Below are 26837 nucleotides of genomic sequence, written 5' to 3'. Positions count from 1 at the left end.
AATTTAAGGACCATAAAAGGAATTATTGATGTTATAGAAAAACTGCACAAGTCACGAGTTTTATATGGAGAAAATTATGGCTACTTCAAAAAAAATTAAGGAAGAAAAGGCCCTAATGAGTGAAATTGAAGCAATTTATAAGCGTCGCGCCGTACGTAATTATAAACCGCAAAAGCTGGATCGCTCGCTCATTCATTCATTGCTAGATGCTGCAGTTCAAGCCCCTACAGCGATGCATGAAGAACCTTGGTCCTTTGTAATCATTCAAGATCAGGATACATTAAATCGCTTATCAGACAGTGTGAAAGCTCTGATTTATACTGAAGCCCATAATTTTTCCAAAGTGCAAATGAAATCGCTGCAAGAACTGGTTAATAATCCTGATTTTCATGCATTTTATAATGCAAGTACCCTCATTGTGATCTACAGTAAATATCAAGGTCCTTTTGTAGCAGCTGATTGTTGGTTGGCAGCTGAAAACTTAATGCTGACTGCTTGTGCTCAAGGACTTGGTACTTGTGTCATTGGTCTTGCTGTTTCAGCATTAAATACCCCAGAGTGGAAAACAAAACTAAATCTTCCCTCTGACATCACAGCAATTGCACCAATTATTGTAGGTATTCCGGCTGGTGAACCCCCTGTAGTGGCTCGTAAAGCACCAGAAATTCTGGCATGGAAATAAAGGTCTCTGGCCCTCCCCTGCATTGAGTGCTCTTGGCCGATTCAACCAGTTTTTTAGTTTTGTAGCTTTTTAATTGTGTCTTTTAATGTGAGAAATATGCGCCCTCCTTTTATCCAATGCCTCACTCCTATATTCATTAACTTCTTTTTAACTTTAGAATTAGCTTCACAAAGGTAAACATTAATATGACGTTTATGAAACTCCTCGATTATTTCGATAAATGTTTGTAAACCGGTAATATCCATAAAAGGTACATCTTTTAATCGAAAGACAATATTTTTTGGATCGGAATGTGTGATCATAAAAGCCCGTTCTAATTTTTCTGCTGCAGCGAAAAAGAAAGGCCCTTGTATAGTATATACAACCGTATCCTTTGGCAAAATAATATCAGATAGTTCATTTTTAAGTGTTTCATGATCCTGCTGCTCAATAGCGACAAATTGCCCCATGCGACGTACAAAAAGTAGCATTGCAAGAATAACACCAACATTAACTGCGACGACTAAATCAGTAAATATAGTAAGTAAAAAAGTCGTAATTAATACGAGTAGATCATAACTTGGTGCATGCTTTATCATATGTATAAAATGAGGTATGTCGCTCATATTGTATGCAACAACAAATAGAATCGCCGCAAGCGTACACAGTGGGATATCAGATGCATAAGGCGCTAGTAACACAATAACCAAGATTAAAAATATAGAATGGACAATCGCAGCGAGAGGACTATTGCCGCCATTGCGAATATTTGTGGCTGTTCGCGCAATAGCACCTGTTGCAGCAAATCCACCAAATAACGGTGAAAAAATATTAGCTAAACCTTGTCCAATCAACTCTTGATTAGAATTATGGCGTGTGGCTGACATGCCATCTGCCGCTGTTGCAGACAAAAGTGATTCAATCGCACCGAGCAAAGCAATAGTAAACGCTGGACCGATTAAATTAAAAGCATATTCTAATTGGATTTGGGGTAAATGAAACTGTGGTAAAGTTTGCGTGATGCCACCAAACGTGCTGCCGATAGTTGCAACACTTTTGAAGTGGAAAAGTGTTTGTAACACCGTAGCTACAACCATTGCAATTAAAGGACCAGGAATGCGCTTTAAAAATTTTGGGGTAATGATTATCAATAAAAGACTCAAAGAAGCCAATCCTACTGTTGGCCAATCAAGATGAGGGAATGCTCTAATTAATGATAATAACTTTAAATAGAAAGGTGCATTAAGAGGGATGTGTACGGACAATCCAAAAAAATCGTTCCATTCACCTACAAAAATAATAACACCGATACCACCAGTAAACCCGACAATAACTGGATCTGGTATAAATTTAATCACTGCCCCCAATTTGAGAAAGCCCATAAAAACTAAAATAAAGCCCGCAAATAAGGTTGCTATTTGCAAACCATCAATGCCATATCGCGCTGTGATATTTGCAAGAATAATAACGAATGCACCAGTAGGACCTGCAATTTGTACCCGGCTACCACCAAAAATACCTACGATTAATGCCGCAATAATTGCGGTATAAAGACCTTGCTCTGGTTTGACACCAGAAGCAATAGCAAATGCCATCGCTAAGGGCAATGCAACAACTCCAACAATCAATCCAGCAATTAGATTTTGTATCCAATATTTTGATGTTAGTAAACCAGCACGATAGGATTCAACGATAGCAAGCATTTTTCAAGCCTTTTTATTTTTAGAATATAATTTACGACATCTTATTTTTTTGCCTTTACTTATCAAAGATGAGATTTTTGTGCTGCCAATGAGCGGGTCGGAATAATAATTAAAGTCAATAAAATAGCACTAAGAGAATTTGAAGAAACAATACTACGCATGCTTACCTCCTGTAAGGTATATTGCAGATGATCTTTAAAATAATACAGAAGAAATTTGCTAAAATACAGAGAAGATAGAAAGACAATGATCGCAAAAACTCAGCTAAGTTTGCATTTTAAATTTTATTTTTTCATCCAATGTGAGTGTGCACGGTTAGCAAAATGACAGAATATAACTGAACCGAACCCTATGATCCCGCCCAATATAACATGCGTCAAGCGCTCTGATGCAACGCTGACTGAATGAGTGACTAACATCACAGTTGTTGCAACAAAGAAACACCGAAAAGAATATGCAATGACATAACGACGAAAGGAAACTAAAGTTAAAAAAATGCCACAAATGGCAAAGGTCAAATCAAAAGGTGTGCTGGGAAGAATAAATCCGAATAAAATACCTAAGGGAACACCTAATGATACACCAATAATACGTTGACTCAATTTTTGTGGTGATGTAGTTACATTGCCAGTAACGACACTGGCAGTCCCCCAAATCATCCACTGCCCGTTTTGCATCTGAAAATATTCGACCAAAAATGCTGAAATACAAACGGCGATTGCCATAGCGATCATGCTTTCAACATAAGGATTTTGCTCTCCAAAATCATTTAAACCTCCTAATCGCAATGGGTGGTAATGAATATCACGTTTTTTGTAATATGCGCTTATTTCATCAAATTGGGCAAGCAATATAGTAGGGACCAATGCAATCAACAAATAAGGTAAAAATTGATGAGCCTGATGTAACATTGCCGTAGGATTAGTCTCTGCAGCAAACTCTGTAGCGAGAATAATGGCAGGAATAAAAGTCCAACTCCCTAAAGGGCGCAACTTCTCCCCCTTTATTGTAACCAAAATTACTGTCGTAGCAGCGAGGGTGCATGAGACAATATACAGCACAGGCATAAGTTGGGTGATAAATAGCAAATAAAACATTACAACGATCATGCACCCATGAAGTAATACTCCTAATGCAGTAAGCTCAAGACGTTCCTCTACAATAAGAGTTGATATAGTTAAAACAGAAGATTGAAGCCAAATAGGGTTATTGGTACTCAAATAAAGAAGAGCCAAGGGACACAATACAATGATGCCTCGCAGCAAAGACCCTATCAGAATTTCATCTTTTAATGTTTGTATCGTCTTGGAAATAACGTACATTAGATACCTTTTAATTCATTTACAGTGACAATTTGCGCTATTTTTTCCATTAATTGGATGGAAAATTGATGTTCTTCCTGATTAGCCGCTGCACAAATATCTTCAACAACGCACACTTTATAATCACGATCATGAGCATCGCGAGCAGTGCTTTGCACTGCCCAGGAAGTACTGACTCCTCCTAGTATCACTCGTTCTATTTGGTTTGCTCGTAGCGCCGCATCAAGTGCAGTCCCATAAAATGCGCTAATTCTTGGTTTCACCATTACTAAACTTTCGCCAATCAGCAATTCAGGATGAAATTCTGTTCCTTTAGAGCCAAGCTTCAGAGCATCCAATTCATGAACCTTACCAAAGATAGGCGAATGCTTTGGTTGTTCCGAATAATGTGCACTAAAGCCCACTTTCACCAAAATGGTTAACCAATTTTTTAATTTTGCAATTTTAAGAACTTTATTTACTTTTTTAATTATATCACGCTCCTGAGAGTGCGCGGCTGAGCGCGCTATCTTGCCTTGCGGATGCATAATATCAATAATATAGTCCAGACCTATAAATGCGGTACGCATTGTATTTACCTCCATCAAATACTCCTGAATATCATTAAAGAAATTACATTCTTTTTATTTTTAATTCCATTCAAATACTAGAGTCTATTGACATTTCATTTAATTCCCCCTACTTCTCGCGCTTTATGCGCTGGATCTATAAAGAGACACACTAAAATGTACCTATTTTTAAAGCGGCCTTTACTGGATGCCGGCATAAAGCGCGAAACGTAGGCTAATCAAGCAATCGTCAATAGACCCTAGGTAGCGTGATTTTCTTTACTTGGATTTTATCTAAAATCTATGGGAAACATTTTATTAAATTTCTCTCATTAACGTTTAATCATTGACTCATATAAAAAAATCAATTTTTTTCATATTGTCCTTCTTGCATAAATCAGACATAATTTCATGAATTATCAAAGAATAATGATTTAATTATGGCTAATGGATATACAAAAGGGAATGATTGGGAACTTCCAAAACAAAACGCCGAGCCATGAAAAAGCTTATATTTCTGCAGTAGCATTCAAAGTAACAATAATTTAGTTCAAGATAATAGAACATATCAATTGAGTAACTCCAAAAAAGAGACAGATTTAGAAAGGACAATTTTTTATGCAATGGAAAGGGATACTGCATTCTTTTTTTAGTTTAGTAATCGTATTGGTCGCATCACCAACACTGGCTTACGATGAACCGGTTGTGAATCTGGGGTATACCAGTTTTTATGATGGAATGCCTCCTTCTGGCCCAGGCTTTTATTTCCAGGATTATTTTCAGTACTACACATCCAATCGCTTTAACGACAACAAGGGCAATAGACTCTCTCTGCCCCGTACAGAGCTTGATGTTGTAGCGAATATAACTCAGTTTATTTATCTTACAACAAAAAAAATTTTCGGAGCTAATTTAGGTTTTTCTGCGCTTTTACCTTGGGTTGTTAATGATCGTGTAGATGATGGATTGGGAAATAGCGTGTTAAAAGCAGAAAATGGACCAGGTGATTTGTGGATTGGGCCTGCGCTGCAATTCGATCCAATTATGCGAAAAGATGGAAAAGGACCTTTATTTGTTTCACGAATCGAACTGGATGTTGTGGCCCCAATAGGACGATACAGCAGCATTAATGCAATTAATGCCAGCAGCCGTTTTTGGTCTTTAAATCCGTATTGGGCTTTTACGTTTTGGATGACGCCTAAATTGTCTACGTCCGCGCGATTGCATTATCTGTGGAATGGTGTCAATCATAGTCCAAATGTTGCCTTTGGACCCAATGTTAACTCCATTCAAGCAGGACAGGCTATTTTTGCAGACATTGCTGTAGGTTACGCGGTACTAGAAAAGTTCACTGTGGGGGTAAATGGCTACTTTTTCAATCAGATTACTGACACTTTGGTTAATGGAGTTGGATTCCCGGGTCGGAAGGAAAGTGTTTGGGCAATTGGTCCAGGGATGGTCTATAGTCTTAGCAAAAACCACTTTATTTTTTTAAACGTATACTCTGAACAAGATGCCAGAAATCGTCCCCAAGGTACAAATGGAATCCTGCGTTTTGTGGCTCATATCTAAGGTTGTTTGGTGGGAAAATGACTATATCGTTCACCAAATCATGCTTGAAAACCGCATCGAGTGCCTCTAGCATGGTTTTGCCTATGAAAATTTTTGGTTTAACACAAACCCCGGTGCTTATAGTTGCTCTTAATTGATTTTGTTTGATTACTTTATATAATCCACTGTATTTATTCAATTTTCAGGAAGAAATTACATTGAAAATCGGTATTATTGGTGGCTCTATAGCCGGATGCGCCCTAGCCTTATTATTAAAAGACCAATTCCAAGTTACAGTTTTTGAGCGAGCAGATGATTTAAAGTCGCGCGGAGCGGGTATTACGATTTCGCTTGAATTACTAAACGCTTTATTCGCCAAAAATCTTATTGATCAAGACACATTATCCCATACTTGCACTGCACGTAGTTTTTATTGCCAGGCAGATAATGAACCAGTTTATGGGAAATTTTTATGGCAACAGGGAATTTCCATGGCAAGCCTGCACTGGGATACTTTATTTACCAATTTAAGGAAAAGAATACCAGACCCAATATACCTTCAAGGTGTTAAGGTTATAGACGTAAAACTCAAGGATAAAGGCCCCGGCCAAATTACTTTAGAATCTGGAAAAACACTGCAATTTGATTTAATTGTTTTTGCCGATGGTGTTCAATCCTTTGGAAGACAGTTGATATCCAATGCGCAACCAGAATATTCAGGTTATGTTGCATGGCGCGGGACCTTGGAATTTGAACGAATACAAAATAAAACTCTTTTTAATGAGCAAGGACTTTATTACTGTTTTAATAAAGGACATTTATTAACTTATCCGGTATATCATCACAAAAAAAATAAATTGAACTGGGTTTTTTATGAAAAAATTGCTCTTGAGGATCTAGAAGATTTGGGTCCAACATCTTTTATCGACTTTTCTGTAAAAGCTAAAGAACATCTCTATCAATTAGCACATGACAAGTTACCCCAGGCTGCAGCTCAAATAATCCTCGATACTCAATCTCCTTTTATGCAGAAAATTGTGGATTTCTGTGCTTATCGTCTTGTGACTGATGGAGCGCTTTTATTAGGTGATGCGAGCACAGTATTACGCCCCCATGTAGGAAATGGTGCTTCCTTAGCCATTCAGGATGCATTAAGCCTCAGTGAGCATCTCAAGAAATATGAAGATGTTCAGCAAGCAATTAATGAATGGGAGAAAGACTCTCTTCCTAAACGAGTTGCGATGTATGATTTGTCAAAACGAATGGCTGATGCGTTAGTGTTACAGCCGGTGGAATGGCAAGAAATGAATGCGTCAAAAATGCTGAGCTGGTGGGAGCAAATCCTTCTTGGAGAAAAGTGGTATACAACTGCCGCCACACAAAAAATATGTTAAGGAATGCATACAGAGCTGAAGCTGCTCGCTATAGTACAAACTATAAAACTTACAGTAGAAGAGTATCGTATTAGATCTCTTTTTCACTTTTTTTGTGAGTAGCTCCCCTCAGGCCCCAAAGTACTATGCAGCAGACGAGAACCATTGCCAATGACAAGGAAATTAATCCCAATTTAATGAGCACTTCTTGCCAGCCTAACCCATAGAAATTACCTCCAGCAATAGGCATCATTTCTGCACCAGCGCCCCACATTCCGGCTAAAAAAGTGGTTGCCCAATTGGTATAGGTGCCAAATAGAGAAAGAACGAATCCACAACTCTGTACACGTGTTGATAAATTTAATTGCGGCCATATTAATCCTAATAGAATTAGGAAAATACCATTGAGTATTCCCTCAAGATGACTGGAAAGCCCCATTCTGGGATTATGCATTAAAGGTAATATAAACCCCGTTATTAAGCCTAATAAAAATAAAAAAACGCCATATCTTATCAATTTACGACCGAGTTTTATTTCAGCATTATTGTTCAAGATTATCCTCGCAATCAAACCTTCAGGACTTACGAAAAACCCCAATCTCTTTGTTAAAAAATGTTTTTAATTCGGTCATTTAGTCTATCTAAACTCCCTCATTAAAAACATTTTTTGCCTCGACCTTGAGATTTTTCGCAAGTCCTGACCTTATCAAACCTTTCAGAATTACTCATATTCCATTGCCCCCACGTTCCTTGATATCCCTTTAAACGCTGTTGCGCAAACTGATAAAAATGGGCAAGGAACAAAATTCTCTGCTCATAATAAGGAGTTAGGTAAGGCTCTGCTCGATTGACTTCAAACAAATTATAATAGGGAGGTATTGATGCGTGTCGTGCAATAATTTCTTCAAAACTCACTTTATCTGCATTTTTTAACATGTCGTACATCACAAAAAAACTCGTTGTCCGCCCTTTTCCTCCTCTACAATGTATGTGAAACCAAGTATCTTTAGGCGCATTTTTTATTATGGCTAAAAAGGCATCGACTTCTGAATCAGACGGTGCACAATGATCGGTAACGTATAATCGATGATATTCAAAACCTAATCTTGAAACTATGTCCGCTTCATTTTTTATCTTTTTTACCGGGATGCTTTTGCCGCTGGAAAACTCCTTGGCAGCGAACTGTTGCGAAGATAGAATTCCGCTTATTTTTTTCTGAGTTTTTAATGAACCGAGCCAATTTTCCTGATCTGCAAGACTTTGGGCATTTGTTTTTCCGCGATTTATCCAATCATATTCACTTACTAATGTAATCGCTCTGCCATTAAGATAGCCATGGCTTTCCTGGCGTAAATCCAACACCAGTACTGGCTTATCACGTAAATATCCATGCATGGCAATATAATCAGAAATATCTTTCCATCCCTTTTCACTCGGCTCTTCACTGCCAGACATGGTCAATTCGTTAATGCCCAATGTATTCCCTTCATACGCATTGGCAATCATAGAGGCATCACGTAACCATTTTAATGGAGAAGATGAACGCTCACTGTCTTGCACAATACAGGGATTATGGATACTGGCATCGCATATCCTTGTTTCTGTATTTGTTTTTGCGAAACTTAATCCCTGAACTAACAAGAGAGCATTAGAAATAACGGTAATGTGCTTCAAATAGGTCATCCATAACCCCTTAACAAGAAACATAAACCATTCTATGTTAATATTTTTTTCTACTGCAAGACCATTGGTTCAAAATTTATCAGATTTATTATCAATTAATCTGCAGATGTACCTTTTCGGCTCGGCAGGCTAAATGAGGATTATTTATCAAATAGTTGCTTGGAGTGAGTGCCACAATATACATTAATAAAATCAATAACTGCTTGCGCAAAATGAGCATTCCATAAGTTCTGATGCCCTTTATCAGAAAACTCAATCCATTCCTTAGGCTGGTTGGCTTGATTAAACAGAACCAAACCTTGATTGTAAGGAACAACATCATCCAGTTTCCCATGCAACATCAAGATGGGAACATGAATTTTTTGAATGCGTGATAAAGAATCATACTTATCAATCATGGGCATTGGTAACCAGGAATAATGAAAACGTGCCAGAGCCGTTAATGAGGTATATGGCGATTGCAGCACTAAAGCGCACACAGGAAATTCTGTCGCCATTTGTGTTGCAACTCCAGTTCCTAATGATTCTCCATAGAGCACGATATGATTTTCTTCAACCCCCTGTTGTTGTAAAAATTGTATTGCCGCTCGCGCATCCTGATATAATCCTGATTCAGTTGGCCTTCCCGGATTTCCTCCATACCCACGATATTCCAGTAATAACACACCAAACCCTTCTGAGAGAAGTTGACGAACAAGAGGCATACGATAGCCAATATGCCCTGCATTTCCATGCAAATAGAGAATTACTGGTTTCTTATCCACGGAGGGTTTATACCAAGAACTTAAAGTCAATCCATTCGCAACAGGGATTTTAATAATTTGCATGTCTTCAGCCTGAAAATCTTGCAAATTAGGTTGTTCAGAAGATGGGAAATAAATGAAATAACGTTGCCAAAAATACGCCACGGTAGCAAATAAAATAAAAAGAAAGAGAACCAGTAACCATTGCTTTTGCATCATTTTATTTCATCTACATCCATTGTTTTGATTGTAAAAATGGGTAATCTGTATATCCTTTTGCACTGCCCCCGTATAAAGTTGCACGATCTAATTCATTCAATGGCGCGTTTTTTCTAAACCGCATGACCAGATCGGGGTTGGAAATAAAATATCGTCCAAAAGCCACGAGATCGGCATAACCACTGGTGACTGCTTCGTCGGCCATTTCCAATGTATAACCGTTATTTACCATCCAGGGGCCATTAAATTCTTTGCGTAATGCGTTGAAATCAAAACCATAATATTCGCGTGCCCCTTGAGTTTCTCCTTCAATAACATGAACATAAGCCAACTCAAATCGACTCAGTTCTCGTACAAGTGGAAAAAAAACAGCAGCAGGTGCAGTATCTGTGACTCCATTGGCATGACTTACTGGAGCGAGACGGATTCCTGTTCGATGTGCGCCAATTTCATCAACAATGGTAGCAGTCACTTCCAGTGCAAAACGTAATCGGTTTGCAATTGAACCGCCATATTGATCCGTTCGATGATTTGTCCCATCACACAAAAATTGATGAATGAGATATCCATTGGCTGCATGAATTTCAACGCCATCAAACCCCGCTAAAATAGCATTTCTTGCAGCAATTCGATAATCTTCAATAAGGCGGGGAATTTCACTGAGCTTTAATGCACGTGGCACTCCAACTTCGACAAAAGTACCATTTTCAATAAATGTGCGCTGTCCTGATGCCGCAATGGCTGAGGGAGCAACAGGAGCAATGCCTCCTGGTTGCAGAGAAGGATGTGAAATTCGCCCTACATGCCAAAGTTGCAAATATATAGCCCCTCCTTTTGCGTGAACAGCATCCGTTACCAATTTCCATCCAGCAATTTGTTCTGAGGAATAGATTCCGGGGGTCCAAGCATATCCTTTTCCGGTCGGCGAAATTTGCGTTGCTTCGGCGATAATTAAGCCTGCATCCGCGCGTTGCGCATAATATTCTGCGTTAAGTTCTGAAGGAGTATCAATTCCATGGATTGAACGATTTCGCGTTAATGGAGCCATGACAATGCGATTTTTTAGCGTGAGCTCTCTTAAATTAAAAGGACTAAATAAAATTTCATGGTTCGTAGTCATAGTTGCCTCATGCAGTTATTCATACTCAAAATTAATTCATTTATTTCTTCTAAAATTAATTAAAACATTCTATCTATGTTTCATTCTAGATTATAGGGTAAGATATTGCTGAACAGTGGAACCCATTACTTTCATAAGGAAATAGAAATGTATCAGAATATTTTAGTTGCGATTGATGATAGCGATACATCAATGCAAGCCTTCCAGGAAGCGATTAAGCTCAGTAAAGTGCATCAGGCAAAATTACGAATTGTGCACATTACAAATGAGTTTTATGCTCCTTATCTTGGAACCGGGGTTGATTATGAGAAGCTTGAGGCTTCATTCAAAGAATATGGTCAACAATTTTTGAATAAGATGCAAACCATAGCACTTCAACAGCATGCCGACTGTGAAGCACAACTTCTTGAAATGAATCCCTCTACCGAAAAAGTTGCTGAAAAAATCATTGAAGCAGCAAAAAATTGGCCTGCTGATTTGATTGTCCTAGGAACTCATGGTCGTCGTGGCTATCAGCATTTATTGCTTGGTAGTGTCGCAGAAGGTGTTATTCGCAACGCGTCGATGCCGATTCTTCTAATTCGAGGCAAAAAGTCCTAAAGAAGCTGGTTGCAGTGATTTGGTTTTATCATTACTAGAAACCTAAGTAATTGCCCTAATCTATTTATAACAATAAATGATATGGTCTTTCAATTCAAAGGATGTCTGAAAATCTTGTGAAGATTTCGCAAGATTTTTCACCATCCATTGACAGGCATCGTTACTTGGATACTGCAATTTGAAATTTTTTCTTAGCATTGGAACCAACTCCAATTGTGACAACTGTAAATGGGCATCAAAAGAGAGAAAATACATCACCGACAAATCACTTTTGAACTCTTCCCAGCCACTTATGCCCTCATAATCATTAATCAAATCGCCACAACCATAAAAAATTAAACCTTGATGGTACCATTCAATACCAATGGGATGATGTGATGAGTGACCATGAATCACGTTAACGCCTGCTTCATCAATAAGTCTATGAGCAAATTGCTGATGTTGGGCTGGGATCTCATACCCCCAATTCCCCCCCCAATGAATGCTAACAATACATAAATCTTCTGACTTTCTATAATTCTCAATTATGTTCTTTATTTGCTTGATGGAATCTTCTTGCAGATCAGGTAGCAACCATACTCCTGGCTGTTCCTGGGTAGCACCCCATTCTTTGAAAATACCACTGGAACTAAGCCCCATAGAGAACACGAGAACTCTACCCTTGAAACCCGGAATAAAATGAATTGCTGGTGCAGTTGCTTCCTGAATGTTTTTTCCAGCACCAGTATAACCTATTCGTGCCTTATCCAGAGTCAATAGTGTTTCTAAAAAACCTTCTCTACCCCAATCCAATACATGATTATTTGCCAAAGCACAAACATCAATATGTGCTGAAGTAATAGCATCTATATTCTCAGGATGCATGCGATAATTGATCCCCTTCGATGGCCATGGAGTATTGCTGCTGGTAATGCTTGTTTCCAAATTAATTAAACGAAAATCTGGTTTCCTTAGCTTTAATTCATTTAAGCCATCCCCCCACACATATGCTCCTTTGTTGCCAAGAGGAATCGTACCATTAGCTCTTTCGGCAAGGGAAACATAAATACGGGCATCTGTAACATAAGATTCATAGAGTTGTGGTTCACAAGGATGCGTTAAAATTTGATCAATTCCTCTCCCAGTCATGACATCGCCGCATAAAAAAATATGGAATGGAAGTAAGGCTGAGGACATGATGATTTATCCTATAACATGGAGTGATAAAATCAGCTCATTTTTTCTACTAAAAAAATAATAGTCTTAAATTGAAAGTGTAGTAGAAACCAACAGCAGTTTGCTGGTATTTTGATGATTTTTTATATTCGTTCCCTATATTAATTCAAAGATGATTTTTTGGCGGTATATTGCGCCCCCCTCAAATAATTCAGATTCAGATATCTCACTTTTTCTTTTCTTATTATCTTCTGGAATAGTTAGCACACCCAAATTTATCGATTTGCGACTTAAAAAATGAGCGCTAGTATTGCTCAATTAGGCATCATGGCATGACATCTACACGTAAAAAATATCAAATTTGGCTAATACTGATGACATGATCATTCATCGTTTGGTATATACTGTATAAAACCAGTTCGTTTTCTCTACTAAGTAAGATAAAAATCTTAAATCAGGGGGAGTGGTGGAAAATAAACAATGGCAGTTTTCGCTCTGGTATATTTTGATGATTTTCTGGATTATCCTCTTATTCCAGAACTATTTTTTCGCATCACATCCTGTAGATATTGCTTATAGCGATTTTATAAAACTTTTGAAAGCAGATAAGTTAGATAACGTCTTACTTACTCAAGACTATATTACCGCAAACTTAAAACCTGAAGGTTTAACAGAATTACTCCCAGAAGATAAACTCAAAGAAATAAAAGAATACGGTGGCAAAGAACCCCAGATTACTACAGTCCGTATTAATGATCCCTCTCTTGTATCCACTCTGGAAGCAGCAAAAGTACAATTTAATGGACAAGCTGAAAACAAATGGCTAACCATGATACTGTCTTGGATTATTCCTGCATTACTTTTTTTTGCTTTGTGGAGTTTTTTGATAAGGCGCATGGGTTCAGCTGCTGGCGGAGTTTTGGATGTTGGGAAAAGTAAAGCTAAAATCTACATGGAAAAAGAAACACATGTATCATTTCAAGATGTTGCAGGAGTAGATGAAGCAAAAGCTGAGCTTATGGAAGTCGTCGAGTTCCTCAAGAATCCGCAGCATTATACTCGTATCGGAGCCCATATACCTAAAGGAGTACTTTTAGTTGGTCCTCCTGGAACAGGTAAAACATTACTCGCACGAGCGGTGGCAGGAGAGGCAGGAGTACCATTTTTTTCAATTAATGGTTCAGAATTCGTAGAAATGTTTGTTGGTGTTGGGGCTGCACGCGTACGAGATCTCTTTATCCATGCACGGGAAACAGCTCCGGCAATTATTTTTATTGATGAGCTTGATGCTTTGGGGAGAGCACGTGGTGCATATCCTCTTGGCGGTGGACATGATGAGAAGGAACAGACTTTAAATCAGTTACTTTCTGAAATGGATGGCTTTGACCCCAGTGAGGGATTAATCTTACTCGCCGCGACGAATCGACCAGAAATTCTTGATCCGGCATTATTGCGTGCTGGACGTTTTGATCGCCATGTACTCGTCGATCGACCTGATAAAAAAGGCCGAGTAGAAATTCTAAATGTTCATCTGAAAAAAATAAAAAAAGCCTCCGATATTGATCCTGAAACAATTGCAGCCTTAACGCCGGGTTTTTCTGGTGCAGATTTGGCAAATCTCGTCAACGAGGCAGCTTTGCTTGCCACGCGTCATGATGCTGAATCTGTAAGCATGGATGACTTTACCAACGCTGTTGAACGAATTGTAGCGGGTTTGGAGAAAAAGAATCGCTTACTCAATCCTGAAGAGCGAAAAGCAGTGGCATATCACGAAATGGGGCACACTTTGATCGCGCTTTCTTTACCTAATGTAGATCAGGTGCACAAAGTTTCTATTATTCCACGCGGCATAGGGAGTTTGGGGTATACCATTCAACGCCCCACTGAAGACCGCTATCTGATGACTGAGGAAGAATTAAAAAATAAAATGATGGTATTGCTCGGAGGAAGAGCAGCAGAATTTGTTGTATTTGGTCGATTTTCAACGGGAGCAGCCGATGATCTTGCCAAGGCAACAGATATTGCACGAAGTATGGTCATGCGTTACGGCATGGACAAAGAACTCGGACCTGTAACCTACCAGAAAGAACACTCACCATTCCTGGAGTCTCCTATGACGCCTCACGATCGTGAGTTTAGTGAAGAAACTGCTTGTGAGATTGATGCAGCAGTCCGCAAAATTATCCAAACCGCATTTGATGATGCCGTAAATATTATAAAAAAGCATATTAAAATTTTAGAAAAAGGCGCGACTTTATTATTGAAAAAAGAAACTCTGAATGAAGAAGATTTAGCCACATTACATATCAAATAATAATCGTAGCCTGGGGACTCACAGCAAAACCCGGGTAATTGAAGTATTCCAGAATCGCGAGTTCCACTCTGCTACATCCAGTTTACATACATCAAAAGGTATCCTTTTTTGTTATCATTGATTGGTCATAAGCTGTTTTTGACTTAATGGCTTTAAAGCGCTCGTTTTATCAAAATGAATTAACCCATCGAATTGATAAGGAAGTCGCGTAAAAAAATAATGGCTGAAGCGTTCGCTTTCTGGAAGATAGACCACTCCTATAGCCCGCTGCAAGCGAGGAATATTTAAATAGTATTCCAATTTCTCATTATTGAGTAAATTTAAGAAAAAATTCTTGTATTTTAGCTGATGAAAGAGTTCTTCATAGCTTCCTGGCAAACCAGGTCTTATGTGCTTTTTCTCTCCTGCTCTTCCCCAATCAGATGCAGCCATAACAGTGCCCTCATAAGTTGAGAAACCAAGAGAATAAGAATTTATGCCATATTGCTCGCGTACCAACTGCCCCAGATTAAATTCATCACGTTCACCCATTTCAGTCGCACGCGAATCCCCAACATGTGAATTATGCGCCCAAATAATGATTTTAGCCGGCTTATTGAAGCGTGTTTCCAAATGATCAGCCAAGACATTAAGTGTTTCTGCCATATGAGTATCTCGGATATTCCATGTTGAAACCCTGCCTTCCAGCATGGAGCGATAATAATTTTCTGCATTTTTTACCAATCGAGCATTTTGAGTTGCAAAGAAATATTCATCTTCAACAGCAATTCCATCACGATGCAGGTATTCAAAAGCACGGTGTTGCAATTCAACTAATTGAGCCACTGCTTCATTAATACAGGATTTTTTAATTCCGGCACTAATTAGATAGCCGTACATTTGAGGATCTTGATTAAGATGATCAAAACACGCATATCGCTGTTTGGCACGTAGTGCCGCTTCAGGATCGATTTTATTTAGAAAATCAATTACTGCTTGCATCGATGAATTTAAGCTATATAAATCAAGACCATAAAATCCAATTTTTTTTGCTGCAGGCAAACTGTCATTATATAGACGTAACCAATTAAGAAATGGAGGAAGCGTCGTATTACGCCACATCCAAGTTGGAAATCGCTCAAAAGCATCCAAAGATTGCTCACTATGAGCTATAGTTCCTTCTCCCTGTAAATAACGATGGACACGATAAGCATCAGGCCAATCTCCTTCAATTGCAATTGCCATAAATCCGCACTCTTTAATAAGACGTTGGGATATTTGAATACGAGCCTGATAGAACTCATGGGTTCCATGGGACGCTTCACCAATCATTACAAAACGAGCATCGCCTATTTGCTCAAGCACTGCATCATAATCTTCATCTTGGGCGCCCAAAGGGACAATTGTATCATTCAGTTCATCGACCAGCTTTTGCAAAGCATCCTTATTCATAAAAGCCTCCTCGGACACAAACTTTATCCAATACAATATTGGTCAAACCATTTTTTGGCTAAGTTTGAAACCTCCTCCAATTTTCCAGGCTCCTCAAACAAATGAGTTGCTCCGGGAACCAGTTCCAATTGTGTGATGCAGCTCATTTGAGACATCGCCTGCTGATTAAGCCCAATAACTACCTCATCATCTCCACCAACAATAAGTAACGTAGGGCTCTTGACTTGAGGTAAATAGTTTCGGGCTAAATCTGGTCTACCACCACGTGATACAATCGCTTTGACTAAATCAGGGCCCTGTGCTGCTGCTACAAGTGCCGCACCACCTCCTGTGCTAGCCCCAAACAAACCAATTGGAAAATGATATGCTGCAAATTCTTTGGTACACCAATGAATTACATCAAGAAGTCGAGAGGCCAATAAATGAATATCAAAACGAAATTCACGAGTGACATTATCAATGACATCTTCTTGTGAGGTAAGTAGATCAAAAAGCAACGTTGCATATTTTCCTTCATTCAAGGTGCTTGCTACATATTGGTTGCGATTGCTGAATCGACTGCTTCCACTTCCATGTACAAAAATCACCATACCCTTCGCCTCCTCAGGGATGAATAAAAACCCGTTGAGATAAACATTTTTACTGGGAATGGTTACTGGATGTTGGATATCTACAGTATAAGCGTTCATAGGCATTCCTTTTCCTGAACCGATTATATTCCAAGTATAGACCTATTCTTGAGGTACGACGTTAAGCCTTAACTTATTCTAACAATTGAAGCAAGATGAATTTAGGATCAGGATTATTGCATAGTAAAAAAAGAGCCTATATGATTAAGTTGCCTTAGAATCATATCAATTTGATGTAATAAATAGAGATCTTGCATAACTGTAGGTTTTGCCTCAGTACAAGGCATTTTTGTTTCGAGGAGCCGATTTTACATGAAGTAAATGAGCAGTGCAGAAACAGAGATAACGCAGCAATAAATGAAAAAATGCACATGCAGAAGCTCTAATGAATAACTTAGGGATAAGGAATTATAATGGGCAAAAAGAATAAGCAGTCAACTTCATTTGCAGGAAAAAACAATTTTGATATTCCTCCAGGATTAGTTGCTCAAAGAAGGGCGCAATTAATTGCCGCCAGAGAACAATCTAGATTAACATCAGTGACATTCATTGATCCGGATACAAATAATACTCATACGAAACCACTTAGTCATCTTACCAAATCAAGACCCCAAATAAAGCATAAAAATCCTTCACGGACACGGCGCAAACTCAATGCATCATCGCACGATTTTTTAAAAAAAAATGAGCAAATAACAGGTTGTGCAACAGATATAAACTTAACTGTAGACTGGCTTAAAGAGTTGAAAAATACCATATCGGGTGCATGGATTGCTTATAGTAATTACTATAAACTGGGTATCAACACCCGCCAACCTAATGGATGGTTTAGTTGGTGGCGCCATACCGAGGATGGACAAATAAGAGCGGAAAAGATCAACAATGAAGCAGAAGCTAGCGATAATACTGATATAATTATGAAGCAGATGGAGCAATTTTTTGAGGACCCTTCTACCCGCTATGAAAACCACTCTTTTGCCACTTATTTATTTGAACAATTCAATCGTCTGTTAGAACGCCATGAATATAAACCACGGCAAGGAATAATTTATGATAAAAACTATTGGCACACAATTGCCGAACAATTGCACCGGTTAATGGCCAAAGAGGCGTATAACCATAGCTCAGAAACACCAGTTCTGTGAATCTCAATTTAAAAATAGGGGCAATTACATGCATCATCAGAATCCCTGGGCTATAAATACCCCCATTAATACTTTTTTCTTTGATTGTGATGGTACCCTATCCCTTATTGAGGGCATTAATGAATTAGCAACGATAAACGGGGTCGCAGAGCAAGTACATCAGATTACTGCACGCTGTATGGGCAAAACGGGTATGACTACCAGTGATTATCGCCAGCGCTTGGATTATGTCCAACCCACTCGAAAACAAATAGAAGAGTTATCGGAATGCTACAGACAACATATTGCTCCCGGAGCACAAGAACTCATTCAGCTATTACACAGTTTGAATAAAAAAATCTATATTATTTCTGCTGGGATTAAACTGGCAGTGGTTCAGTTTGCCCAAACTTTAGGAATTCCTGCAACTAATGTGCTCGCAGTAGATGTGTATTTTGATGAGCAAGGTAATTATCAAGGATTTGATGAACAAAGCAATATGACCCAAGGCAATGGTAAAACGATAGAAATTGCCTCAGTACTCAAACCCGATGAACGCTCTTTATTGATAGGTGATGGCGTAAGTGACTGGGAAGCTCGAGAAATAGTAACACGATTTATTGGTTTTGCAGGCCTAAATCCTAAGGAATGGGTGAAAAATCACTCTGATTTTTATATCAGCAATTCAAGTTTTTACCCGATAATCCCTTTAGGGCTAACTCAGAATGAGTTGAAAAAATTGCCTTCACAATATTATGCTTATTATGAACAGGGGCTTGCTGAAATTTATAACTCTGTTGTTCTGATCAAGGGAGATGACCATGTTTATCATTCAAGTTCTTGATAATATATCGCCACAGGGCTTGAGTTTGTTTCATCCTGACATTTATCAACTAGGCCTTAACCCAGTTGAGCCTGATGCCATTCTTGTGCGCTCCCATAAATTACATAATCATCAATTTTCAAAAAGATTAAAGGCGGTAGCACGAGCCGGAACCGGTATTGATAATATCCCTGTTGATGTACTTACGAATATGGGTATTCCGGTATTTTATGCTCCCGGAGCAAATGCCAATGCAGTAAAAGAATTGGTGATGGCTGCCATGATAATGGGTTATAGACATTTAGATGAAACCCGCTCCTTTATTACTGAACTGTCAAAAGAGGAGGAGCATTTATTCAATCAAGAAATCGAAACTAAAAAAAAGAAATTTATTGGCCATGAAATTTCAGGTAAAACTTTGGGGGTCATAGGCTTAGGTAATATAGGCGTCAAAGTAGCTAATGCTGGGCTGGCTTTAGGAATGAAGGTATTGGGTTTTGATACGAATATGACTTTGACTAATGCTCTGGCTTTGATGCCTGGAGTTGAAAAAGTTATGGAAATGAATGTATTACTTGCTCATGCAGATATTATTACCCTACATATCCCTTTAAATTCAGCTACAACTCATTTAATTAATGAAGAAAATATTACCTTGGTTAAACCCCATATGCTGTTACTCAATTTTTCGCGCGAACAAATAGTCAGTGAAGCTGCGATTTTGCAACAATTAAATAACCAGCAAATCATGGGATATATTACAGATTTCCCAACAGTTAATTTGGCCGGTCATCCCAATGTTTTGTCCTTCCCCCATTTGGGAGCAAGTACTCAGGAAGCAGAACAAAGCGCTGCAGAAATGGTCATTCGCAATATTTGTAATTATTTAGAACATGGCATCATCGAATATTCTGTTAATTTTCCTAATATATCCCTCTCAGCAACTCAAGTACCGAATTGTTACCGTATATTAATTATCAACAAAAATGCCCCAGGAGCGATGGGGAAAATCACCCAAAATATATCAAAACTAAACTACAACATTGAACAAATGGAAAATAAATCACGTGGGGCAATTGCTGTGAACCTGATTGATATATCGGGACCTAAAGAATCATTAACCCAACTTTGTGAACAATTAAGACACATTTCAAGTATAATAGATGTACGACTGGTTTCTAACGCCCATAAACAATAAAAAAAGCGTTTTTTTGAAAAATCCAGATTTCTTTACTACACTTCTATATGTTCTTCCCTTATTTATATTGTTTTTTTTATTTTAATCAGGATTGCTGTGCATAATATCGAGTTACTCGCCATTCGTGATCATAAAACAAATGGCATGGCGGTTTGTTTAAAGCCCAAAATTCCTTATATTATTACCCCATCTCTCGTTCATGAGATTCGTAAGTTGCAAAATAAAATAGCAGAGCAGTATTACGCACAACCATGGGATGGAGTTTACTACCTTCTTTGGTATTTACATTTCGATACAACACCATGGAAAGGACTCGACTTTCAATTTATTCACGAAGCATTAATAAATCATCATGAACATAAAATAGAAATCTACATTGAACGAGTATTTGAATTGCTTTTTATCAATTATGTAGGCCTGGGCCTCCCCTTAATTAACTGCTCTTTTATAAACAGAAAACTAAGCGGCATTTCGCAAGATTTTTTCTATTTAAATCGAATAAACTTCATAAAACGATATAAAGATCTGAATTGCTCCAACTATAATAAACTACCTTTTAGTAAATTGAATTTTAATCCTGAAATAAAGAAGGCATCATTTCCCCTTGAAATTTATACTCGCAATAATTTTTATGCTTTTGATGCTATTGATTTGAATTCAATGAAAAAAATTCTTCACTCGCATGAATATTTACCAATACCACAGTCCCAACAAAATGAAATAAGACTCACTTTCAATCAAATAAGCCAGCAAACAATTGAAAGAATTTATCAATTGGCCTCAGAAAACATCAATTTAATCAAACGATTTTCCTTGATCCAATCAGTAGCTAGCCAAAAGTAACCACGCAATACAACTATAAAATAAAAATAAATAGCAAGTGCTAACATTTTAAATGCAATGGAGTATAATATGTAAAAATTTTATACACGCCAGGGTAAATCAATGTTCGGCCTGAACGAAAAAGTAGGAAAATCCTTTTTTAAAACAGCAAATCCAGGTGAACTTTTTGTTACCAGTCGTTTTTTTACCATACAGGGAGAAGGGCCTTTTCGTGGTCATCCTGCCTATTTTATTCGTCTAGCCAAATGTAATTTAGCATGTTCTTTTTGTGATACTTACTTTGACGTTGGTGAATGGAGAAGTTTTTCCTCTTTATTGGAGGAAGCAGATAACCTAATTGATGCTTTTTTTCAGAATCGGAGTCTCTCTACCCCCTCCTGGGCCCAGGGTCTGGCAAAAAAAATAATTTTAGTCATTACTGGTGGGGAACCCTCATTACAACAAAATTTATCTGCCTTTTTAGAGGAAGCCCAACCGTATTTCCAATATACTCAAATTGAATCGAACGGTATTTCTATTTTATCTGACCTTCCAAAAAGCACGATATTAGTAGTTAGTCCCAAATGCCTGGAAAAAAATGGGCGAACGATTCGATACTTGGAACCCAATGCAAAAATGTTGGAACGAGCTGATTATTTGAAGTTTGTCATGTCAGCCCCCGAAGAAGATCAATACAAACCCTATAGCGAAGTACCGGCATGGGCACATGAATGGGCTGAAAAAACGAATAAACAGGTGTTTGTGAGTCCCATGAATAGATACCAAAAAGAACCGCAACGTGTTCGCGCCATTCGAGATAAAGGACAGGATTTGACTTTGGCAGAACGTTCTGAAATCAATGAAGTGGTCAGCTTTTGGGAGCCAGGTCTTTTAGATCTGGAAAAAAATCAACGTAATCACGAATATGCAGCAGAATATTGTATGAAATATGGATTTATTCTTAATTTACAAATCCATCTATTTGCAAGCTTGCCGTAAATAAGTTAATGAACATGTGTCTTGCTACATCCCATACCTTCTTGCTTGTGTTATCACTGAGATAACACAACTACAGGACTTACGAAAACCCCAAGGTCGAGGCAAAAAATGTTTTTAACGAAGAGATTGGGTTTTTCGTAAGTCCTGAACTATAAAAGGCAGCTTATTATTTAATAATAGATGTTCTACGTATTGCGCTTTAGGTCTGAGAGATGGTCACCAAAAGCGCCTCCCTCTCAGGGTCAGAACACGGGGCGTAGGCTAAGATTAATAACTTAATAGAAGGTAGCAGAACTCAGAAATTTTCTATATAAGTATGAATAAACCCGGTTTTTGCTACGCCCCACCCAGCCACAATTCATAGCCAATAATTAATCAGAACATACCATATCGTGACCACAACATGTTGGTGATTTAATTTGCCCACATCTATTAGGACATTTCGCTACTTGAACCATACCATCGTTCGTCTTGACAACATCGTTAACCAATGGTGAATTACATTTGCTGCACGTTAAGTTTTTCACGCCCATTCCACATTTATGACATTTGTATTCCATTACAACTCCTCCTTGAAAATAAATTTCTTTCAATATAGACACAAATTATGAACTTGTATTCCTGAGGTTTACCCTAATGCAGTTGCGACACGAAATGCCTCATCAATATGATTTTCATCAAATACCTGAACACCGTGTTCCATTAATAGCGCGGCAGTAACACCTGCACCTTTTATTAATGTGCGAGTAAAAGTTCCATCATAAATCTCACTTAACCCACAAGAAGGGCTTCTCGCCTTTAAAATAGCAACACGTATGTGATATTTTTTTACAAGCTCAAGTGCTTTTTGCGCCCCTTGAAGAAAAAAATCAGTCACATCCTGATTGCTATTTGTTTTGACTAAAGCATTTTTCTTTAATACATCAGCACCCGATTTTTTACCCTGAATCTCAGCAGGAGGTCTTGGTGTAGGTAGCCCACCAGCCATTTCCGGACAAATGGTAATTATGTTTCCTTCCTTAAACCATTGCTGCAAAAGTGGATGGCTTTGCAAGCAATCTCCCCCATCATAACGAACTTTTTGACCAAGAAGACAAGCGCTCATGAGTACTTTAGGCATAAAAATTTTTGTATCAATTAAATCACATCAATAACCAGACTATAGTTTATAGAATGTATTGAAACAAGGCTATTTTAAAGCATGGCTCTTCGTAATCTGAGGGCATTAATAATCACCGAAACAGAGCTTAATGCCATTGCAGTTGCAGCGATAATAGGATTGAGCAGCAATCCGGTTACTGGATACAATACTCCTGCAGCCAGCGGAACTCCTAATCCGTTATAAATAAAGGCAAAGAATAAATTCTGGCGTATGTTACTCATTGTTGCCCGAGACAGGTGGTAGGCTTTAACGATTCCATTCAAATCACCATGGAGTAGAGTAATACCCGCACTCTCAATTGCTACATCAGTACCTGTACCCATTGCAATACCAATATCCGCTATTGCCAAAGCTGGAGCATCATTCACCCCATCCCCTGCCATTGCCACAATAAAGCCTTTCTCTTTGAGCTCACTAACTACGCGACGCTTATCCTCGGGCATAATTTCAGCAATCACATTATTGATACCCAACCGACTCGCCACTGACTCTGCGGTTTTTTGACTGTCTCCAGTGAGCATATAGACCTCAATCCCATTTTTTTGCAACTCAAGTATGGCTTCAGGTGTGCTCGATTTAATAGGATCCTCAACTGACAGAAGCGCCACCGTTTCACCTGCGATAGCCAGAAACATCACGGTTGCTCCTTCGGCACGTAACTCATCTGCACGCTCAATAAGTGAGGGATTATTTGTCCCATATTCTCGCATCAATTGCAGATTCCCAAGCGCAATTTTTAAACCATCGATCTTGCCAATAACTCCTTTTCCCGAAACTGCTTCAAAATCTGATACTGCTGCAAGTGATAATTGTTTCTCTTTTGCTGCAGTCATAATTGCATTGGCAAGAGGATGTTCACTTTGCTGTTCTAGTGCAGCCGCTAGAGCGAGTATTTCATCAGCTTCAAACTCTTTTTCTGTGATAATTTGGGTTAATTTAGGGTGACCAAGGGTCAGAGTACCCGTTTTATCAACAACAAGAATTTTCACTTGCTCCATTTGTTCCAATGCCACTGCATTTTTAACTAATACACCATTCTGCGCACCTTTGCCGACAGCAACCATAATGGACATGGGGGTGGCTAATCCTAGAGCACAAGGACAGGCAATAATCAGCACTGAAACCGCTGCAAGTAAACCATAGCTGAACGCAGGTTGCGGGCCCAGGAAGAACCAAGCGATGAAAGCAACTACAGCAATCAAAATTACCGCAGGCACAAACCAACCAGAAACTGTATCGGCCAGTCGTTGAATAGGAGCTCGGCTGCGTTGCGCTTCACTGACCATATGTACAATGTGTGCTAGCATGGTATCGCTGCCAACATGCTCTGCCTTCATTATAAAACTGCCATTCTGGTTTATTGTGGCTCCAATCACTTTTGAGCCCACATTTTTACTGATTGGCATCGATTCCCCAGTAACCATAGACTCATCGACAGTGCTGCGTCCTTCAAACACCTCACCATCTACGGGTATTTTTTCTCCAGGTCGAACACGGAGCTTATCCCCAACCTGGACTTGATCCAAGGTTACTTCCTCCTCATTACCTTTTGGATCAATTCGACGCGCACTTTCAGGAACCAGGTTCAATAAAGCGCGAATAGCACCTCCTGTTTGTTCTCGTGCTTTTAATTCCAGCACTTGACCTAGCAGAACCAAAGTGGTGATGACTGCAGCTGCTTCAAAATAAACGTTGATCATACCTTGATTCTGTAAGGCAGCAGGAAATAAACCGGGTAATACTAAGGCGATGGTACTGTAAACCCATGCAACACCTATCCCCATAGCAATAAGGGTGAACATGTTCAGTTGACGTGTTTTCAGTGAAATGAACGCGCGTTGGATAAAAGGAAAACCACACCATAAAACTACGGGGGTTGCGAATACAAATTGAATCCAGGCAGAACTATTTGCCAAGATAAAATCATGAAACACATGTCCACCCATTTCTAATACAAATACAGGTATACTCAGAATAAGTGCTAACCAAAACCGATGCTTCATGCTCTTGTATTCTGGATTTTCTTGTTCTGCGGAAACGCTTTCCGGTTCTAGGGCCATGCCACAAATGGGACAATTTCCGGGCGCGGATTGACGAATTTCTGGATGCATAGGACAAGTGTAAATTCCGGTCACAGTCCGATAACTATCCGGATAATCTGGCTGTCTTTGCATCTGATGATGTCGGTGACAGCCCTGATGTGCATTCATTGGTTCTGATGTTTTTTTTTGATGATGTGTGTGATCACAATGTCCATGTTGCATCATTGACTTATCCCTATTTTTGTTAGGTGAAACTCAATACATCACTTCAATCAATCATGTTTTTTTAGCCAATTTTTCTTCCGTTTGCTGAACAATCTCCTCTAAAAAAAGATCAATAGAGGTTTTCTTGGTGTTGGCTAATTTTTCATACTTTACTGAACCCTCGACAAACTGAAATATTCTATCAAAATTCCCTTTCTTCGCTTGAAAAGCGAAAGGTCCTATAATTTTATCAGCATCTTCTTTGATAGATACCCCATAAATATTAACAAGATTATCTAAAAGTTCCTTGTAAGTAATTTTATAGAATTGGCATGGGCCAGTTAATGGAGCTGGAACATTAGGGTCCATCAAATAGACATAATCCGTTTCTTTTCCGCGCTCTGCCCCAACAATTAAAAGCGAATGGCTGCCTTCAATTGTTTTTTGAGGGCCTTGTTTCTTAGTATGAATTTGATATTTATCAGTACTGCTCTCAATGGTACATATTCCAGGAATAAATACGACACTAGGGGCTGTATAAATTACCATAGGACCGTACTCTTGAAGTATCTCCATGAGTCCATCAATCGGTTTTGAAGGATCCCACTCTGAACCCTCTAATTGATAGCATGATGCAGCCAGACGAACCACTGCCTGATGGTAGAAAGGAGCCATGAGCTCAGGGTTATCTTTATTTAATTGTATATTATCACAATAATTTTCATGAGATTTTACCACTGATTTAATACATAACTCTAAATGATTTTGTATTGCAATTTCGGCATCAAAACCCGTTATATGTTTTAAACGGTCAAGCGTTTTTTCTGCTAATGCGACACAATCAACGTATTCCCGTTTATTGAGGTATTCTTCAAAATCATCATATTGATTATACTTTTTGATATAATCATTACAAAATTCAATATAGGTTTCTATCTGTTGTTTTATTTTAGAAGTATCCATAGATAGGAACTTAAGGTCCTCCATATCCGCTTCCAACTTTTTAATGAAGTTTTTTATCACCTCTTGGGTAATATTCTTATCTTTTTGTTCTGCAATAAAGTCATCAAATTCTTCTGATAACAATTTGGCAGTGTTTTTATCGAATTCAATTTTATTTAATCCCCGACGATATTCTGAGAAAACTAACTCAATAAATCGTTCTTTTCCATGCTCTGGATCCCTATCATTTTTCCCAAAACGAAAGCGCAACGGATTTAGTGCATAGAGCGCACAAGTACCTCCTTTTTGAGCAGGTTGAGCTCTAAGTATATCAGGCTCACCTACATAACGTTTACCTCGAGGAACATCAAGTAATAAAGTATCGGCTGTTTTGATAAGAAAATTAGGCATAATAATTAACTCAAACAAAGATCTTATGTATAATTATTATACAGATTGATTGCATTGG

Annotated in this window: 24 protein-coding genes; 10 read left to right on the top strand and 14 right to left on the bottom strand. The window is 38.5% G+C overall.

All coding sequences use genetic code 11. From position 1 onward, the window contains the following. The first annotated feature begins 76 nt into the window (after positions 1 to 76). Positions 77 to 682 carry a nitroreductase family protein gene (locus ELY20_RS00350; protein WP_110141586.1) on the top strand — a complete coding sequence of 202 codons (606 nt, stop codon included), beginning with the start codon at positions 77 to 79 and terminating at the stop codon, positions 680 to 682. 53 nt (positions 683 to 735) lie between these two features. Here ELY20_RS00350 and ELY20_RS00345 read toward each other — a convergent pair whose 3' ends face one another. From ELY20_RS00345 to ELY20_RS00335, 3 genes are all read right to left on the bottom strand, one after another. Next, positions 736 to 2364 (bottom strand): SulP family inorganic anion transporter, encoded by a 1629-nt coding sequence (locus ELY20_RS00345; RefSeq protein WP_110141587.1) that lies wholly within the window; start codon positions 2362 to 2364, stop codon positions 736 to 738. Between the two features lie 284 nt (positions 2365 to 2648). Next, positions 2649 to 3686 (bottom strand): FUSC family protein, encoded by a 1038-nt coding sequence (locus ELY20_RS00340; protein WP_110141588.1) that lies wholly within the window; start codon positions 3684 to 3686, stop codon positions 2649 to 2651. Next, a complete protein-coding gene (locus ELY20_RS00335) occupies positions 3686 to 4270 on the bottom strand; it encodes a cysteine hydrolase family protein (protein WP_233590451.1) in 585 nt (194 codons plus the stop codon). Before ELY20_RS00335 ends, ELY20_RS00340 begins: the two co-directional genes overlap by 1 nt. A gap of 582 nt (positions 4271 to 4852) precedes the next feature. Here ELY20_RS00335 and ELY20_RS00330 point away from each other — a divergent pair. Both ELY20_RS00330 and ELY20_RS00325 read left to right on the top strand, forming a co-directional pair. Beyond that, positions 4853 to 5806: a SphA family protein gene (locus ELY20_RS00330; protein ID WP_110141589.1), complete on the top strand. Its 954-nt coding sequence runs from the start codon at positions 4853 to 4855 to the stop codon at positions 5804 to 5806. Positions 5807 to 6003: 197 nt separating this feature from the next. Continuing rightward, positions 6004 to 7179 (top strand): FAD binding domain-containing protein, encoded by a 1176-nt coding sequence (locus ELY20_RS00325; RefSeq protein ID WP_110141629.1) that lies wholly within the window; start codon positions 6004 to 6006, stop codon positions 7177 to 7179. Between the two features lie 70 nt (positions 7180 to 7249). Here the strand turns inward: ELY20_RS00325 and ELY20_RS00320 are convergent, their stop codons facing one another. From ELY20_RS00320 to ELY20_RS00305, 4 genes are all read right to left on the bottom strand, one after another. Continuing rightward, a complete protein-coding gene (locus ELY20_RS00320; RefSeq protein ID WP_199739203.1) occupies positions 7250 to 7711 on the bottom strand; it encodes a hypothetical protein in 462 nt (153 codons plus the stop codon). Positions 7712 to 7812: 101 nt separating this feature from the next. Then, complete coding sequence (locus ELY20_RS00315) at positions 7813 to 8841, bottom strand: phosphatase domain-containing protein (RefSeq protein WP_110143246.1); 1029 nt, start codon at positions 8839 to 8841, stop codon at positions 7813 to 7815. A 140-nt stretch (positions 8842 to 8981) separates the two neighbouring features. Continuing rightward, positions 8982 to 9800 (bottom strand): alpha/beta hydrolase, encoded by an 819-nt coding sequence (locus ELY20_RS00310; protein WP_110143299.1) that lies wholly within the window; start codon positions 9798 to 9800, stop codon positions 8982 to 8984. Between the two features lie 13 nt (positions 9801 to 9813). Beyond that, positions 9814 to 10923: an alkene reductase gene (locus ELY20_RS00305; protein WP_110143247.1), complete on the bottom strand. Its 1110-nt coding sequence runs from the start codon at positions 10921 to 10923 to the stop codon at positions 9814 to 9816. 147 nt (positions 10924 to 11070) lie between these two features. On the opposite strand from ELY20_RS00305, the gene ELY20_RS00300 reads away from it, so the two are divergent. Beyond that, a complete protein-coding gene (locus ELY20_RS00300; RefSeq protein WP_110143248.1) occupies positions 11071 to 11523 on the top strand; it encodes a universal stress protein in 453 nt (150 codons plus the stop codon). Between the two features lie 60 nt (positions 11524 to 11583). Here ELY20_RS00300 and ELY20_RS00295 read toward each other — a convergent pair whose 3' ends face one another. Further along, entirely contained in the window at positions 11584 to 12699 is a 1116-nt protein-coding gene (locus ELY20_RS00295) for a CapA family protein (protein ID WP_126955404.1), read from the bottom strand. Between the two features lie 445 nt (positions 12700 to 13144). On the opposite strand from ELY20_RS00295, the gene ftsH reads away from it, so the two are divergent. After that, positions 13145 to 14992, top strand: coding sequence for an ATP-dependent zinc metalloprotease FtsH (ftsH, locus tag ELY20_RS00290; RefSeq protein WP_110143249.1), 1848 nt, complete (start codon positions 13145 to 13147; stop codon positions 14990 to 14992). Between the two features lie 114 nt (positions 14993 to 15106). Here the strand turns inward: ftsH and ELY20_RS00285 are convergent, their stop codons facing one another. Both ELY20_RS00285 and ELY20_RS00280 read right to left on the bottom strand, forming a co-directional pair. Beyond that, complete coding sequence (locus ELY20_RS00285) at positions 15107 to 16423, bottom strand: erythromycin esterase family protein (RefSeq protein WP_110143250.1); 1317 nt, start codon at positions 16421 to 16423, stop codon at positions 15107 to 15109. Positions 16424 to 16446: 23 nt separating this feature from the next. Continuing rightward, on the bottom strand, positions 16447 to 17112 hold the full coding sequence (locus ELY20_RS00280; RefSeq protein WP_110143300.1) for a dienelactone hydrolase family protein: 666 nt from the start codon (positions 17110 to 17112) through the stop codon (positions 16447 to 16449). 353 nt (positions 17113 to 17465) lie between these two features. Between ELY20_RS00280 and ELY20_RS00275 the strand changes: the two genes are divergently transcribed. The 5 genes from ELY20_RS00275 to ELY20_RS00255 all read left to right on the top strand — a co-directional run bounded on the left by ELY20_RS00275 (position 17466) and on the right by ELY20_RS00255 (position 22018). Beyond that, positions 17466 to 18197 carry a hypothetical protein gene (locus ELY20_RS00275; protein WP_110143251.1) on the top strand — a complete coding sequence of 244 codons (732 nt, stop codon included), beginning with the start codon at positions 17466 to 17468 and terminating at the stop codon, positions 18195 to 18197. Between the two features lie 28 nt (positions 18198 to 18225). Continuing rightward, positions 18226 to 19020 (top strand): HAD-IB family phosphatase, encoded by a 795-nt coding sequence (locus tag ELY20_RS00270; protein WP_110143252.1) that lies wholly within the window; start codon positions 18226 to 18228, stop codon positions 19018 to 19020. Next, on the top strand, positions 18998 to 20197 hold the full coding sequence (locus ELY20_RS00265) for a 3-phosphoglycerate dehydrogenase family protein (protein ID WP_110143253.1): 1200 nt from the start codon (positions 18998 to 19000) through the stop codon (positions 20195 to 20197). Before ELY20_RS00270 ends, ELY20_RS00265 begins: the two co-directional genes overlap by 23 nt. 96 nt (positions 20198 to 20293) lie before the next feature. Beyond that, positions 20294 to 21040, top strand: coding sequence for a hypothetical protein (locus ELY20_RS00260; RefSeq protein WP_110143254.1), 747 nt, complete (start codon positions 20294 to 20296; stop codon positions 21038 to 21040). Between the two features lie 102 nt (positions 21041 to 21142). Continuing rightward, complete coding sequence (locus ELY20_RS00255; RefSeq protein WP_110143255.1) at positions 21143 to 22018, top strand: 7-carboxy-7-deazaguanine synthase QueE; 876 nt, start codon at positions 21143 to 21145, stop codon at positions 22016 to 22018. Between the two features lie 371 nt (positions 22019 to 22389). Here ELY20_RS00255 and ELY20_RS00250 read toward each other — a convergent pair whose 3' ends face one another. From ELY20_RS00250 to ELY20_RS00235, 4 genes are all read right to left on the bottom strand, one after another. Further along, positions 22390 to 22578: a hypothetical protein gene (locus ELY20_RS00250; RefSeq protein ID WP_110143256.1), complete on the bottom strand. Its 189-nt coding sequence runs from the start codon at positions 22576 to 22578 to the stop codon at positions 22390 to 22392. A gap of 68 nt (positions 22579 to 22646) precedes the next feature. Then, on the bottom strand, positions 22647 to 23138 hold the full coding sequence (locus tag ELY20_RS00245; protein WP_110143257.1) for a DUF523 domain-containing protein: 492 nt from the start codon (positions 23136 to 23138) through the stop codon (positions 22647 to 22649). 74 nt (positions 23139 to 23212) lie between these two features. Beyond that, complete coding sequence (locus ELY20_RS00240) at positions 23213 to 25444, bottom strand: copper-transporting P-type ATPase (RefSeq protein ID WP_110143301.1); 2232 nt, start codon at positions 25442 to 25444, stop codon at positions 23213 to 23215. Between the two features lie 54 nt (positions 25445 to 25498). Continuing rightward, complete coding sequence (locus ELY20_RS00235; RefSeq protein ID WP_110143258.1) at positions 25499 to 26779, bottom strand: hypothetical protein; 1281 nt, start codon at positions 26777 to 26779, stop codon at positions 25499 to 25501. Positions 26780 to 26837 lie beyond the last annotated feature (58 nt).

It is taken from the genome of Legionella qingyii (genome assembly GCF_003990155.1).
In the GTDB taxonomy this organism is placed as follows: domain Bacteria; phylum Pseudomonadota; class Gammaproteobacteria; order Legionellales; family Legionellaceae; genus Legionella; species Legionella qingyii.
The sequence above is the reverse complement of the archived record's forward strand: the minus strand, read 5'-3'. Positions and strand labels throughout refer to the sequence as shown.